The following is a 14,641-nucleotide window of genomic DNA, read 5'->3' on the forward strand; positions in this document are numbered from 1 at the left end:
GCCGGGCGAAGGTAAACCCCTGCGGCCCCATCTCCGTCGAATCTCCCAGTCCCTGGGAGGGACGCCGTTGTGATCATGCAGTGGATTTCGGACTTCCGTCACGCTTGGCGGGCGCTCGTCCGCACGCCGGGCTTTCTCGTCACCTCCGTCGCCACCCTCGCTCTTGCCATCGGGGCGGTGGTCGGGATGTTCAGCGTCGTCAATACGGTCCTGCTCCGGCCGCTACCGTTCCCGGATTCAGACCGCCTCGTCGTCGTGGCCGGCACGGCGCCGGGGTCGGACCTCCCCGAGCGTTTCGGCCTCGGCCAGGAGTTCTACGTGCATTACAAGGAGCGCTCGCAGCTCCTCGACGGCATCTTCCTGTTCGGTGGGGTGGGGACCTCGACGCTGCGTACGGAGGATCGCGTCGAACGGATTCCGATGGCGTTTCCGACGAACGACATCTACGCCACGCTCGGCGCCCGGCCGCAGGTCGGGCGGCTCCCAGTCTCAGACGACGCAGATCGGGTCGTTCTCATCAGCGACCGGCTCTGGAGCACCTGGTTCGGCCGCGATCCCGCAGTGGTCGGGAAGACGTACTTCATCGCTGACGAGATGCGCCAGGTTATCGGCGTCATGCCGCCGGAGTTCAGCTTCCCCACCGAGGGGACGCTGCTCTGGGTGGCCGGAGAGGTCCGGCCGGCCGAGGTTCGCCCCGGGCAGTTCGGGGCGCCCGTGGTCGCGCGCATGAAGCCGGGGGTCACGCGCGAGCAGCTCGGCGCCGAGCTCACGCGGCTCTCGAAGGAGCTCCCGGCGCGCTTCGGCGGGTCGCCCAACTACGCGCGGATCATCGGGCAGCACAACGCGGTCGTGGAGCCGCTGCTCGACCGCCTCGTCGGTCCGACGGCCAGCACATCCCTGTGGGTGCTGCTGGGGGCGGTGACGGTCGTGCTGCTCATCGCGTGCGCCAACGTCGCGAATCTCTTCCTGGTCCGCGCCGGAGGGCGTCACCGGGATCTAGCAGTGCGCCGCGCGATCGGTGCGTCGCGCGCGCAGCTCGCCCGGCTGCTAATGATTGAGGCAATTCTGGTCGCGTTGCTGGCGGGCGGGTTGGCCGTAATCCTCAGCGTATTGACGCTCCCGCTCTTCCTGCGCGCCGCCCCCGAGGGCATCCCCCGACTCGGCCTCGTGGGGCTCGACGCGTCCACGCTGGCTGCCGCGTTCGGGCTGGTGGTGGTTGCGGCACTGGCCTGCGGTGCCATTCCTTCGCTGCACGCTTCGTCGCCCGATCTCGCTCGTCTTCGCGATGGGTCCCGCGGCAGCACCGGCCGCCGCCATCTGGGACGCGATGTTCTGGTCGTCGGGCAGACGGCGCTCGCACTGGTGCTGCTCATCTGCTCCGCGCTGCTGGTGCAGAGCTTCCAGCGGCTGCGAACCGTCGATCCCGGCTACGATACCGCCGACATCTACACCTTCCAGTTCGCGCCAGAACAGGAACGCCTCACCGACGGGCCAACCTGGGGGCGGTTCCATCTGGACTTCATGGACCGCCTGCGCGCCCTTCCCGGCGTGACCACCGTGGGGGTCGTCAACAATATCCCCCTCGACGAAGGGACCAGCACGGAACGGTTCCTCACCGACTCGATGCCCCCGGAGGGCGGTGGGGCACTGCTCGATCAGACCTTCACCGGCGGCGACTACTTCCGCGTCATGGGGATAGACCTGCTGCGGGGACGCCGGTTCACACCCGACGAAGCCGTCACGCCGAACAGCAGCGTCATCATCAGCCAGTCGGCGGCGATGCGGCTGTGGCCCGATCGGGATCCCCTCGGGCAGCGGATCCGTAGCACCGGCGACACGCCACAGTGGTTCACCGTTGTCGGCGTCGTGGAGGACGTGAAGCAAAACGACTGGCGGGACGCCGGCGAGGCCATCGCGTACTTTCCGCTCACGGGACCGACACCGACCACATGGGCGATGGGATCGCCGGCCTACGTCGTCAAGTCGCCGCGGGCCGCGATGCTTGGCCGCGAAGTGCGCGAGCTCGTGCGGCAGGTGGCGCCGGAAGCGCCGGTGTACCGCGAGTACACCATGGAGTTCCTGGCGCAGCGGTCCATGGTCCAGCTGTCGTTCACCATGCTGACGCTTGCCGTCGTCGCGGCGTTGGCGCTGATTCTGGGAGCGGTAGGATTGTACGGGGTGCTGGCGTACGTCGTCGCCGAGCGGACGCGGGAGATCGGCGTGCGCGTGGCGCTCGGTGCAACCCCCGGCGCGGTGCGGCGCTTGGTGGTGTCGCAGGGGGCGAAGGTGGTGCTGGTTGGCGCTATCGTGGGCGTCGCGGCGGCGCTGGCGTCGACGCGCCTCCTGGATGCGCTGCTATACGAAGTCAACGCGGTGGATCCCGTGGTGTTCGTTGCGATGTCGGTCATGATGATCGGGATCGGCATGCTGGCGAGCTACGTGCCCGCGCGCCGCGCGAGCAACGTGGATCCGATTGAGGCGCTGCGGAATGACTAGCAAGGGTCGTCACCGGCATTGGCGGAACGACGGCCACGGTACAGGGTGTCGATGTGCGGGTAGGCACCAGAAACCAGACAGCGCTGGGACTCGAGCTCTGCTAGGCCACGCCGCGGGACGTACGTCTCGCCGCCGGTCGTGGTTGCCTCAATCGCTTGCATGATCAGCCGCCTTTCCGCATGCCGTCACGGTCTCGACCAGAGAAAACGCAGCAGGCGGTAGCGGAAGAGGCGGGACACGGTGAACCAAGTCAGGCTCCAGCCTTCGCGTGACAGCCACCACGTCCACGCATGCCAGTGACCGATCGATCGTGCGTGACAGTCGTAGATCGCGAGGCGTCGCCCGATCCAAGCGCGCCGGGCCGTGAGGTGCGCGCGGATGCCTTCGAAGTCGGACATCACGAGGACGACGCTCGAGAATCCGTGGCGCTCGAGGACCGCCAGCGAGAGCTCCACGTTCTGCGCGGTGTTGGTCGCGCGGTTCTCGACCAAGATCCGATTCGCGGCGACGCCGCCCTCCATCAATTGGATTCGCAGCCACTCGGCCTCGGTCATCGGGTCGCTCTTCATCAGCGGCGCGCCGCTGACGATGAAATGGCGGACCAGCCGGTGTCGGTCGAGCCAGAGCGCCATGTCGACGCGACTCGCCGCTTTCCACGGCACGCCGGTTCCAAACACGAGCGCGGCGTCGACGGGGGACGGAGGAATACGTCGGCGGTCGATAAATCGTCCGAGGCCGATCGCTAGAGCGGGCGGTAGCGCGAGAAGGAGGAAGCGGAGATCCAAGCGGTAGTCCTGGCAGGGTCTGTAGGTCCCGAAGATTCGACACACTCCGTGTGGCAGTTTATGCGAAATTCGGCCCGACCCGACTGTGGTGGCGGCCGGGCGATGGCGTAAGCTTCCTTGTCCGGCAGACATCGACGCGGCCGCCTCGCCAGACGCAGGCCGTCGCTGCGCGTTCAGTGCTGACCAGCGCGTCTGCCGCGCGAGAGGACGTCTATGGGAAAAGTCAACACGATCGGCGCGCTCGTGATGCTCGGCTGCAGCGTGGCCGCTGCCGCGTTATCCCGGACCGGCCTCCGGCCTCCGCAGCCCGGGTCGGCACACGCGGCGCGGATGCCGCTGCCGCGACTCGCCGTGCATGCGGACCAGCGCTATCTGGTTCAGCAGGATGGAACCCCGTTTCTGTATCTCTCCGACACCGCTTGGGAGCTGTTCCATCGAGCCGATCAGGAGCAGGTCCGCGAGTACCTCGATCTTAGGGCGCGGCAAAAATTCACGGTCATTCAGGCCGTCGCCCTCGCCGAGTTGAACGGGATCGACGATCCCAACACGTACGGCGACTTGCCACTCATCGACAAGGATCCCGCGAGGCCTGCGACAACGCCAGGGGCGAACCCAGCCAACGCCGAGGAGTACGACTATTGGGATCACGTCGACTACGTGGTCGACGAAGCGAACCGGCGCGGCCTGTATGTCGCCTTTCTGCCCACGTGGGGGCGATGGCTGGGCGTCAACCCGCGGGACGAGCAAGTGATCACCGCGGCCAACGCACAGCCGTACGGAGAGTTTCTCGGAAAGCGGTATGCAAAGAAGGGCATCATCTGGGTGCTGGGCGGCGACCGGACTGGCCAGGGCTTCGAAGACGTCTGGCGTGCCATGGCGCGAGGGATCGCGATCGGCGCGTCCGGGCGTGAGAACTACGATGCCGTGCTGACCACGTACCATCCGGGTGGCGGCCACACGTCCTCCACGTGGTTTCACGGCGATCCCTGGCTGGACGTCAACATGCAGCAGACGGGACACGGGCCCGCGGCGACCGCCCGACCCTGGGAGAAGATCGCCGCGGACTACGCGCGCACGCCGGTCAAGCCGGTGATTGAAGGCGAACCGCTCTACGAGGACCACCCGATTGGATTCGCGCGTGGCGTCCGGGAGAACGGCTTTTCGTCGGACAACCACGTGCGTCAGCGCGCGTATTGGACGTTGTTTGCCGGCGCAGCGGGCGTGGCCTATGGCCATCACTCGGTCTGGCAGATGTACGCCCCGGGCCGCCGGCCGGTCAACGGTCCGCTCTATTTCTGGACGGAGGCGATCCATCGCTCGGGCGCGTCGCAGATGCAACATGTCCGCACGCTGATGGAGTCGCGCCCGATGCTCTCCCGCGTGCCCGATCAGTCATTGATCGTTGACGTGCTGGACGGCCGAGAGCGCATCCAGGCCATGCGTGCTCCTGATCACGTCTTCGTCTATACGGGATCGGGGATTGCCTTCACCGCCAATCTTGGCAGGATCTCCGGGACCCATGTGAAGGCGTACTGGTACAACCCGCGAAACGGGACGTCGACCGACATTGGCGTCTTCGAGAACAGCGGCAGGCGCGAGTTCACGCCGCAGTACGAGGGGCTCGGCAGCGACTGGGTGCTCGTGCTCGACGATGCGTCGAAGAAGTATCGAGCCCCCGGCCGGCTCGTGGCTGGTCCACCCTCCGCGCCATGACACGCCTTTCCCCCATAGCCGCGGCAAACTGTCGATCTCTTCGAGTGTCGTGTGAACAGGATAATCTATGTCTTGTCGCCGGACGCATCGGCTGCGAAGCCCCTGCGCCCGATTCGCTGCCTTTGCAAGACAAGGCAGCTTCTTGGAGCCACGTTCCCATGCAGACGGCCTCATGATCCGACGCAATCCCACGCGGCGCTCGTTCCTGAAGGCATCAACCGCACTGGCGGGGAGCCCCTTGCTGTCGCCTTTCTTGCCCCGGGCGGAACCGGGCGAAGTCGCCGCACCCCTCGTCGCCTATGTCGGGACCTTTAGCTCGCCTCTGCGCGACACATTGCCGACCCAGGTGGATCTCCCCCCCGGGAATGGCCGCGGCATCCATCTCTTCCGGGTCGATCGCGCCGCCGGCGCACTGACGTCCATCGGCATCGTCGAAATGGGCACGAGCCCGAGCTGCCTCGCCCTCAATGCCGCCGGAACACGCCTCTATTCCGCCAATGAGACCGATCGGGTCGGCGACGACAAGCAGGGCACTGTCAGCGCGTTCGCCGTCAATCGCCGCGACGGAACGCTCGAGCTTCTCAACACGGTGCGCTCCGGCGGCGCCGGCCCCACCTACGTCAGCGTGCATCCGGGCGGACGTCACCTGCTGGTGGCCAACTACTTTGGCGGTTCGGTGGCGGTGCTCCCGATCGTGGCTGACGGCGAGCTGGGCGATCCTTCGGACGTCAAGGTCGATGCCGGCACCATCGGCCCCACCCGGGCGACCAACGCCCCGCCGGGCAGCTTCGCCGTCAGCGGTCACGATCGGACCCACGCGCACATGATCCAGGCCGATCCCTCCGGGTGCTTCGTGCTTCACGTGGACCTCGGTCTCGACAAGATCTTCATCTGGAGGTTCGACGAACAGCATGGCGTGCTGGCGCCGAACGACCCACCCTCGGTCTCGCTTCCTCCTGGAGACGGCCCCCGGCATTTCCATTTCCACCCCAATGGCCGCTGGTTCTACTCGATTCAGGAGGAAGGCAGCACGGTGGCGCTCTTCGATTACGACTCCGCGTCGGGGCGTCTGTCGGCGCGGCAGACGATCTCCACGTTGCCGCGCGGCTTTGCCGGCACCAATTTCTGCTCCGAGATCCTGGTGTCCGCCGACGGGCGGTACGTCTACGCGGGCAACCGGCTGCACGACAGCATCGCGATCCTCTCCGTGGGCCGCGACGGCCGCCTGACGTTCGTTGGCGAAGAATGGACGCGTGGAGACTATCCTCGCAGCTTCGCCTTCGACCCGACGGGCCGGTTCCTCTACTGCTGCAACCAGCGCGCCGACGCCGTGACCGTCTTCCGCGTGGATCGCGCGACCGGCGCCCTCTCTTTCACCGGCCACTACGCCGCTGTCGGAAACCCTTCGGCTATCGTCTTCCTTGATCTCGCGTAGACGGCCCTTCACAGCGTGCTGGATCTTCCGTCTTGGGTGGGATCGAGTGGAGCTCACCACGCTCATGCGCGATCGATACAGACAGGCCCGTTATTTTAAGAGACTGACAGGTTTAGCCGGAACGAGTCCACTGACCAAAGCGGGCCATCATGGCCGCCGTCAATCACCCTCCGTTGCTGCTCCTGCACCAGCGACGGTGTTGGTGATCTTCGGCGATAATTGAGCCACGGTCAGCATCGCAGTCGTCACGCGGGCGGCCCTGCTGATCGCCCGGCGCAGGTCCACCTGGGCCGTCGACGAACACCTGCGCGGACAGTCGTCTGTATGTGTCGCGGTCGACCCGCGCGACTTGGCTCGTGTGTACTGCGGAACTGCTGCTGCGGGTCTCTTCCGAAGCCGCGACGGCGGCCGGAACTGGGAACCGGTCGGACCGGGCATCGACCACCCCACGATCACGGCCGTCACCGTGGGTCACGCGCAGCGGGCTGACGGGTTCGGCATCGTCTATGCCGGCACCGAACCCAGTGTGGTGTTTCGCTCAGAGACTGGCGGGGATAACTGGGTGGACCTCGCCGGCCTGCGCGCGCTGCCTTCAGCCTCCACCTGGAGCTTTCCGCCACGCCCCCATACCCATCATGTTCGGTGGATCGAAGCCGATGTCAGCGCTGCCGACCGCGTATTCGTTGCGATCGAGGCAGGCGCCCTCGTGCGCACGTTCGACGGCGGACGGACCTGGCATGATCGCGTTCGCCGCGGTCCGTACGACACGCACCGGGCGGCAACGCACCCGCTTGCACCCGGCCGGGTCTACTCGGCAGCGGGCGACGGGTACTTTGAAAGCGCCGACGCCGGGGATTCATGGAGGTCGCCCGAGGATGGATTGCAACACCTCTCTCTCGTAGACCTTGCCGTGGATCCGGCGGATCCGGACACGGTGGTCGTGTCCGCGACAGATGGCCCCTTCGTCGCCTATCGCCCGGCGCATCGAGCAGATCAGCGGTGAGCTCCTGGCGGTGAATCACGGCACGTTGTACCCGGTCCTTGCGAAGCTCGAGCAAGAGGGGTGCATCACCACCGAGTGGGGCGCCTCGGAAAACAATCGTCGCGCGAAGTTCTATCGCATCACGAAAGCAGGCCGACGGCAGCTCGAGTCAGCGCGACAACACTGGGAGCAGACAACTGACATCATCGCGAAGTTCTTCGCATTGAAAGTGGGGACGTGATGAGACCTGTGCGTCGACTGTGGCGTCGCCTGTGCGAAACCCTGATCCCGTCCCCGCGAGACGACGAGCTCAGGGACGAAATCGAGCTGCACATCCGAATGCTGAGAGAGGAGAACATTCGTGCAGGCATGGAGCCCGATGAGGCACGCCGGGCGGCGGTTCTGAGATTCGGCAGCGTCGAGTCCACGAAAGAACAATGGCGTGACCAGCGCCGGTTGCCACTCATGGAAACCATCATCCGTGACGTGCGCCACGCGTGGCGCACCCTTCGACGCAATCCGGCCTTCGCGTCCGTGACTGTCGTCACACTGGCGCTAGGCATCGGGGCGACGGTGGCGATCTTCACCGTGCTCGAGGGCGTCCTCCTCCGGCCTCTCCCGTACGATCATCCGGAGCGTATCGTGTGGCTGTGGGAGAGCAGTCCGGACCGGGGCCTGGAGCGGTTCGAGGTGCTCCCCGGAAGCTTTCTCGACTGGCGCGAGCGCAGCACCGCGTTCGAGGCGCTGGCCCTCTACCGAACGACTCGTACGCTCGCCACCGCCCACGGCTCGACAGAGCGGCTTCAGATTACGTCCGGCTCGCCGGCGTTCTTCGGCGTCTTCGGCGCAGTCCCCGTCCTCGGTCGCGGATTCCTGCCCGAGGAGGGGCGGCCCACGGGAGACCGCGATCCGCGGGATTACTCCGGGCGTCTGGAGGTCGTGATCAGCCATCGGCTGTGGCAGCGGAAGTTCGCAGGCGATCCCGCCGTCATCGGCGAGCGTGTGACGCTCAACGGGGTCAGCGATCTCACGATCGTCGGCGTAATGCCCCCGGGCTTCGACTTTCCGGCCGGTACCGAGATCTGGGGTGAGGACATCCTGACGCGCGGGATGGGGCGGGGCGACCGCGGGTTCGATGCCATCGGCCGGCTGAAGCCAGGCGTGTCCATCGACCGGGCGCGCGCGGAGCTGCGCACAATTGCGCGGCAGTCGGCGGCCGACCATCCGGACACGAACGCGGGCTGGACCGTCGTCATGGAGCCCATGACGGAGGTGGTCGTCGGCAACGTGCGCCCGGCGCTCATTGCGCTCTTTGCGGCGGTCGTATGCCTGCTCCTGATTGCATGCGCGAACGTCGCGAGCGTGGTGCTTGCGCGCTCGACGGCGCGCCGGCAGGAGTTGGCGGTCCGGCTCGCGCTGGGCGCGACGCGCGGCCGCCTCGTTCGATCATCGCTTGCAGAAGGCCTGCTCACAACGCTCGCGGCGGGCGCGGTCGGCGTCCTGCTTGCGAACGTGCTGCTCGACCTCGCGCTCGCGTGGGCGCCGCCGGAGGTTCCGCGGCTGCAGGAGATTGGCATCAACTTCCGGATCCTCGGCTTCGCGCTTGGTCTCTCGGTTCTGACCTCGTTCGTCTTCGCGCTTGCGCCCTGGCTCCTCTTCAAACGCGAGAACGCCGACGAGGGGTTGAGGAGCGGCTCGGCGCGGCTCGCCGCGCCCGGCCGCGTGCGCACGGGCGCCGTGCTGCTTGCCGCGGAGGTGGCGTTGAGCCTCGCGTTACTCTTCGGGGCGGGGCTTCTGATCCAGAGCTTCCTCCAGTTGAGAAACCGCGATCTCGGGATGGATCCATCGAACGTTTGGGTTGCGGAGCTGGCGGTCCCACTCGGCAGGTTCGCGCCGGCAGAGGGACTCCGAATCGGCGGACGGCCCGAATGGGAACGCCTAGCCGCCTTCTATCCCGAGATCCTCGACTATGTCCGGACGCTGCCGGGCGTTGGGTCGGCCGCGCTCGTCAGTGTGCCTCCCGGGGCGCGCGAGACGCCGGATTTCTTCAGGCACGGCCGCAGCTCCGGCGCTCAGCCGGACGCAGATCGCTGGCCGGCCATCGCGCAGGCCATCACGCCATGGTATTTCGACGTGCTCCGCGTTCCCTTGCTGCGGGGCCGCCGCTTCACGCCACGCGACCGCGCGACGGAAGGCCGGCTGACCGGTACGGGACCCGTCGCGCCGGGCGTGGCGATCGTCAACGAGACCATGGCGGAGCGGTACTGGCCGGGCCGCGATCCGATCGGGCAGGACATCGTGCTTGAGGGGGAATCCTGGGTCACCTACCGCACCATCGTGGGCGTCGCTGCGGATGTCGTCCCGTCTCCCACAGCCTTCGACATTCAGCCCATCGTCTACGTGCCGCTCACCGAGCGCCGGCCGTCGCTCGCGATGACGCTGCTGGTGCGCGGCAGCCGGGACGGCGGGCCGGTGGGCAGTCTCCCGGTGGCCTTGCGGAGCCGCGATTCGGCCATGAGCGTGTCGGCCGTGCGTCCGCTCGAGAGCGTCCTGGGGCAGTCGCTCGCGGAGCATCGCTTCAGCACGGTGCTCGTGTTCGCCTTCGGTGTGCTCGCGCTGTTTATCACCGCGTGCGGCGTGTACGGCGTCGTGGGGTTCATCGTCTCGCAGCGGACGCGTGAGATCGGCGTGCGCGCGCCGGGAGGACGTGCTGGCACTGGTCGGCCGATACGCTGCACGCCCCGTGATTGGCGGCGTGCTCATGGGCCTGCTGGCGGCTTCCTGGGTGAGCCGGATCGTGGCAGGGTTCGTGTCCGGCGCTAAGACCGTCGATTCACTGGTGCTCGCCGCGACGGTGGTCGTGATTCTGCTCGTCGCCGCCCTGGCCGTGATCGCCCCGGCACGCGCCGCCGTCTCCGTAGACCCAATTCGGACGCTGCGCAGCGAATGACCTTGGAACCGAAAGCGTCTTTGCCCGGTAACCATTCGTGTGCCGGGACGTAGGTCGCCAATGAGTGGCACAAGACTTTGTGCCTAACTGGCGCCGCGGCCAGTTCTTGCGAGCTGAGACCCTACGGGCCTCACCCCGCGACGCTCACTTGGCGCACGTTCGTGCCCCAAGAGTTGATTGAGTCGATCTGTATCAACCTCCAGTGGCACGCAGCCCAGAATCAGCTTGTTCCATTCTATTATTCACGTGGCATACCGTGACTTGGCTCGAATCCCTGCCGATGAGGCAAGACGATGACCTCATTCCTTCGAAGATTCCGCCGCGACCTGGGCCATGTGAGATCGCGGTGGGAAGACGCTCGTACTCTCCCGGCATGGTCCCTCCTCGAGCAGCTCGCCCAGGACGCCCGATACACTCTACGCTCCCTGCGGCGCTCGCCCGGTTTTGCGTCGGTGGCGATCCTGACACTCGCGCTTGGCATCGGCGTGAATACCGCTATCTTCAGCGTCATCAACGCAGTGGTCCTGCGGCCGCTGCCGTACCGCGATCCCGCGACTCTCGTCCTCGTTGACACGGGCCCGCTGAGTCTGGCGCCTACCTGGCTGACGACGGCGTGGCGTGACCGTGCGCGGACGCTGAGCGACTTCGCGGGGTTCAATGGCCCGCGGGCGGCGACGCTGGTCCATGGGGGCGCGTCGCAGCAGATCGACGCGGCGGAGGTGACGTGGAACTTCCTGTCGCTGCTGGGCGTGACCCCCATCATTGGCCGCGATTTCGCCGCGACCGATGGGGGTCGCGGAGCTCCGGCGGTCGGCATGCTGAGTCACGACTTCTGGCGACGCGCGTTTGGGAGCGACCCGGCAATTGTCGGCAAGACGCTGACGACCACCGGCAACCCGGTGACCATCGTCGGCGTGGCCCCCGCGGGATTCCTCTTCCCAGCGGGAGGCTCACTCCCTGCCACGGGAATGCCAACCGATACTCAGCCGGATGTTCTGCGCGTTGCCAACCTCGACGCCTCCGTCAAGGTGATCGGACGGCTGGCGCCAGGGAGCACGCCTGCGTCGGCCACCGGTGAGCTCCTGGCGATCTTCAAGCAGGAGGCTGGCATCCAGTTTAGCGGCGATGCCATCGAGCGCTGGGAGCTCAATGCCGCGCTGCTACACGACCGCCTCGTCGGCAACGTCCGACAGCGCCTCTGGCTGGTCATGGGCGCTGTGGGGTTCGTCATGCTCGTCGCCTGCGCGAACGTCGCCAGTCTCCTGCTCGCCCGCGCGTCGACACGACAGCGCGAGCTGGTCGTGCGGATGGCATTAGGGGCACGCTGGGGCAGGCTCGCGCGGCTCGTCCTCACCGAAAGCCTCCTGCTGGCGCTGCTCGGCTCGGCCGTCGCCCTCCTGCTCACCTACACGACCCGCGGTGTCGCTCGCACCCTGCTTGCCGATCGCCTGCCGCACGTTGACGCCATACCGATCGACGCGAGCGTGTTCATCTTCAACGTGGCGATCGCGGTCGCCACAGGGATGCTGTGCGGCCTCGTCTCGCTGCCGGGTGTCAGGCCAGTCAGCATGGCTAGTATTGTCGGCAGCGGCGCGCCCACAGTCACTGGCCGAAACCGCGTTCGCCGTGTGCTGCTGTCCGCAGAAACGGCCGTGACGTTCGTCCTGGTGGTCGCCGCCGCGCTATTCGGGCAGACGTTGTGGAATCTGAGCGCTCAGGATCGAGGCTTTGACGCCGATCGGCTACTGACTGTGCGCGTGTCCCCTGGCCTGCCGGCGGAGATCGATCAGGACGACTTCCAGGCGGGGTCGACATTTTTTGCCCTGTTCTTCAGCGACCTGCGAGACCGCCTGGAGCGGATACCAGGCGTGGCGTCGGCCGCCGCCATTTCGCTCGGGCCGCTTGACGGAATCGGTGCTGGTTTCGGCAATCTCGCGGTCGACGGACGGACGGTTTCTGCGGAGGAATCCCGGGTCCCGGTCGCGTTCGTGACGCCCGGCTACTTTCGAACCCTACGCATTCCCCGCATCCGTGGTCGCGACTTCACCGAGCGTGATCGGGCGGGCGCCCGCCTCGTCGCCATTGTCAACGAGGCGTTCCAGCGACGATTCGTGCCGAATGGCGACATCCTTGGCGCGCGCGTCACGTCGGGGTCGGGCCCCGAGGTCTTTACCATCGTCGGCGTATCTCAGGACGTTCCCGACCGCTCGCTTCGCCAGCCGCCGGAGCCGCTCCTTATTGCGCCGCTTTCGCAGATGCCCGGCGTTCACATCTCCTGGCGCACGCTGACATTCGTCCTGCGAACCGCCGAGAGTGATCCGCTCCGCCTGGCGCCCGAGGTGCGGCGAACGATCTGGGCCATCGATCCCAACATCGTGATCAAGGAGCTTGCCACGATGAACGCGCGGATCGCTGTGGCCATGCGCGGCGAGCGCGACAGCGCGCTCCTATTGGTGAGTGTTGCGCTGGCGGCGACCTGGATGCCAGCACGGCGAGCGGTCCGGATCGATCCTCTTAGGGCGCTCAGATACGAATAGCGGCGGCCCGAGGGTTCGCTTCTATGAGCGTCAGGTACTCCTTCGGATCCTTGGAGCGCGCGTCCAAATAGCACAAATCAGTGAGGTGAATACTCTTCGCGAAGCGGGCGAGCACGCGTACACCGCGTCCAAGCTGTGCAGCCTCCTCACCGCACGAGCGCTGTCCGAGCACCGCGACGTCCAGACCCGGCGACTCACTGTAGTCGCCTACGATCCAGGGCAGGTTGCTAATCCGGAATCTCCGCCTCGACGAGCTTCGCCAGCAGCGTCAGCGACTCTTGCCAACCGAGGTAGCACGCCTCTGGCGGGATCACATCCGGCAGGCCCTCCTGCACAATATGAACCTCGGTCCCGACAGACACCTTCTTCAACGTCACCGTCACCTGCATCTCGCCCGGTAGATTTGGGTCGTCGAATCTGTCCGTGTGTCGAATGCGCTCGTTTGCCACGAGCTCGAGGTACTCGCCACCGAAGGAATGGCCTTTGCCCGAGGTGAAGTTGGTGAACGACATCTTGTACGTGCCGCCCACTCGTGGCTCCAGATGGTGGACCTTGCCCGTGAAGCCGTTCGGGGGCAGCCACTTCACCATGGCGTCGGGGTCGAGGAACGCTCGATAGACTCGGTCCGGCGTGGCTTGCAGCACCCGGTGGAGCCGAACAGTGCTTGGCATCAATCTCCTCCTCAGTCGGCACCGCAGTGCCGTGTTTGTCTGATCCTTGGACGGCGCGTCGCGTCCCAAATCATCGGTGGCCGCCGGGCTACTTCCAGACTATCAAAACGCCCGTGGTCGAAGGATCGGGACTCGCGCCGAGCCCACGTCCGGCCCCTCCGAACCTGGTGGTCGTGAGCGCGCCGCTGGCTCGCCGCCTTTTCCCTGGCGAGAGTCAGTCGAGCAAGGACACTTCGCGTTCTCAATCCGTGTCTCGACCCCCGCTTTCGTGCGCATCGTGCGAATCGCGAGGATTCCGAAAATGCTATAAGTTATTTGTTTCCAATAGGTCTCCCGGCTCCGAATCGCACCCTCTCCGTCATATTAGGTCGCCGAAAACAATGAATTATCCGTACGCCAGCTTGACGCGTGCGCTGGATGGATTCTTCTACGGCACCACCCCGTCGAGCGAGATCTTCAGAATCTCGCCGGACGGCGAGCTCACGCTCGTGCATCAGTTCGTCGAACAGGACGATCCCCAGAACATGCGGGCCGCCCTCGTGCTGGGAACCGACGGGGCACTGTACGGCACCGCGCCGACCACCCTTACCCTCCGTGGCGGCCCGGGAGCGATCTTTCGCGTGAGCCTCGCGGGGGACGTGGAGGTGCTCCATCGATTCGCGTTCGTTGGCAGTCCGCCCGACATGCCCTTTGATCCTTATCCGGAGGGCGAGGGCTCCCGCGGCGAGCTGGTCGAAGGACCCGACGGTGGGCTCTACGGCGTCAACGTCGACCGTGCCGTCGGGCTTGTAGAGCGAGTTCTGACCGGCGGTGAGGATCGCCAGCGTTTTGCCGGCCGGGCTGAGCTGCGACCGCACGGCCTCGCCTACGATGAAGTTCGGGTAGGCGGCCAAGCCAGGATTCAGATACTGCTGGACCGCATTGCGGAGAGCGGTCGGCGTGACGAATTGGCCGCTGGGGAGCTGGACGATGCGACGCGACTTCCCACGATCGTCATCGTCATGGTTGCGCCACGGTCCTGGTCTCGATGCCGAGAATCCCGATCTTGATGATCCTGATCGCGTTCCTATAG

At 66.3% G+C, this 14,641-nt stretch carries 9 protein-coding genes and 1 pseudogene; 7 read left to right on the top strand and 3 right to left on the bottom strand.

The features are described from left to right. Positions 1–75 precede the first annotated feature (75 nt). On the top strand, positions 76–2,496 hold the full coding sequence (locus GEV06_20425; GenBank protein ID MPZ20258.1) for an FtsX-like permease family protein: 2,421 nt from the start codon (positions 76–78) through the stop codon (positions 2,494–2,496). A gap of 185 nt (positions 2,497–2,681) precedes the next feature. Here the strand turns inward: GEV06_20425 and GEV06_20430 are convergent, their stop codons facing one another. Further along, the gene (locus GEV06_20430; protein MPZ20259.1) at positions 2,682–3,413 is read right to left on the bottom strand and encodes a hypothetical protein; all 732 of its coding nucleotides are present in this window, start codon (positions 3,411–3,413) and stop codon (positions 2,682–2,684) included. 81 nt (positions 3,414–3,494) lie between these two features. On the opposite strand from GEV06_20430, the gene GEV06_20435 reads away from it, so the two are divergent. From GEV06_20435 to GEV06_20460, 6 genes are all read left to right on the top strand, one after another. Continuing rightward, positions 3,495–4,994 carry a DUF4038 domain-containing protein gene (locus tag GEV06_20435; GenBank protein ID MPZ20260.1) on the top strand — a complete coding sequence of 500 codons (1,500 nt, stop codon included), beginning with the start codon at positions 3,495–3,497 and terminating at the stop codon, positions 4,992–4,994. A gap of 172 nt (positions 4,995–5,166) precedes the next feature. Next, on the top strand, positions 5,167–6,429 hold the full coding sequence (locus tag GEV06_20440) for a beta-propeller fold lactonase family protein (GenBank protein ID MPZ20261.1): 1,263 nt from the start codon (positions 5,167–5,169) through the stop codon (positions 6,427–6,429). A gap of 349 nt (positions 6,430–6,778) precedes the next feature. Next, positions 6,779–7,432: a hypothetical protein gene (locus GEV06_20445; protein MPZ20262.1), complete on the top strand. Its 654-nt coding sequence runs from the start codon at positions 6,779–6,781 to the stop codon at positions 7,430–7,432. Beyond that, the gene (locus GEV06_20450) at positions 7,383–7,652 is read left to right on the top strand and encodes a hypothetical protein (GenBank protein MPZ20263.1); all 270 of its coding nucleotides are present in this window, start codon (positions 7,383–7,385) and stop codon (positions 7,650–7,652) included. Before GEV06_20445 ends, GEV06_20450 begins: the two co-directional genes overlap by 50 nt. Next, a complete protein-coding gene (locus tag GEV06_20455) occupies positions 7,652–10,234 on the top strand; it encodes an FtsX-like permease family protein (protein MPZ20264.1) in 2,583 nt (860 codons plus the stop codon). Before GEV06_20450 ends, GEV06_20455 begins: the two co-directional genes overlap by 1 nt. A gap of 420 nt (positions 10,235–10,654) precedes the next feature. Further along, a complete protein-coding gene (locus GEV06_20460) occupies positions 10,655–12,898 on the top strand; it encodes an FtsX-like permease family protein (protein ID MPZ20265.1) in 2,244 nt (747 codons plus the stop codon). 227 nt (positions 12,899–13,125) lie between these two features. On the opposite strand, the gene GEV06_20465 is transcribed toward GEV06_20460, so the two are convergent. Next, a complete protein-coding gene (locus tag GEV06_20465; protein ID MPZ20266.1) occupies positions 13,126–13,569 on the bottom strand; it encodes a polyketide cyclase in 444 nt (147 codons plus the stop codon). 767 nt (positions 13,570–14,336) lie between these two features. Next, positions 14,337–14,540: pseudogene (locus GEV06_20470) on the bottom strand (hypothetical protein). Positions 14,541–14,641 lie beyond the last annotated feature (101 nt).

Source organism: Luteitalea sp., from assembly GCA_009377605.1.
Lineage (GTDB): Bacteria > Acidobacteriota > Vicinamibacteria > Vicinamibacterales > Vicinamibacteraceae > WHTT01.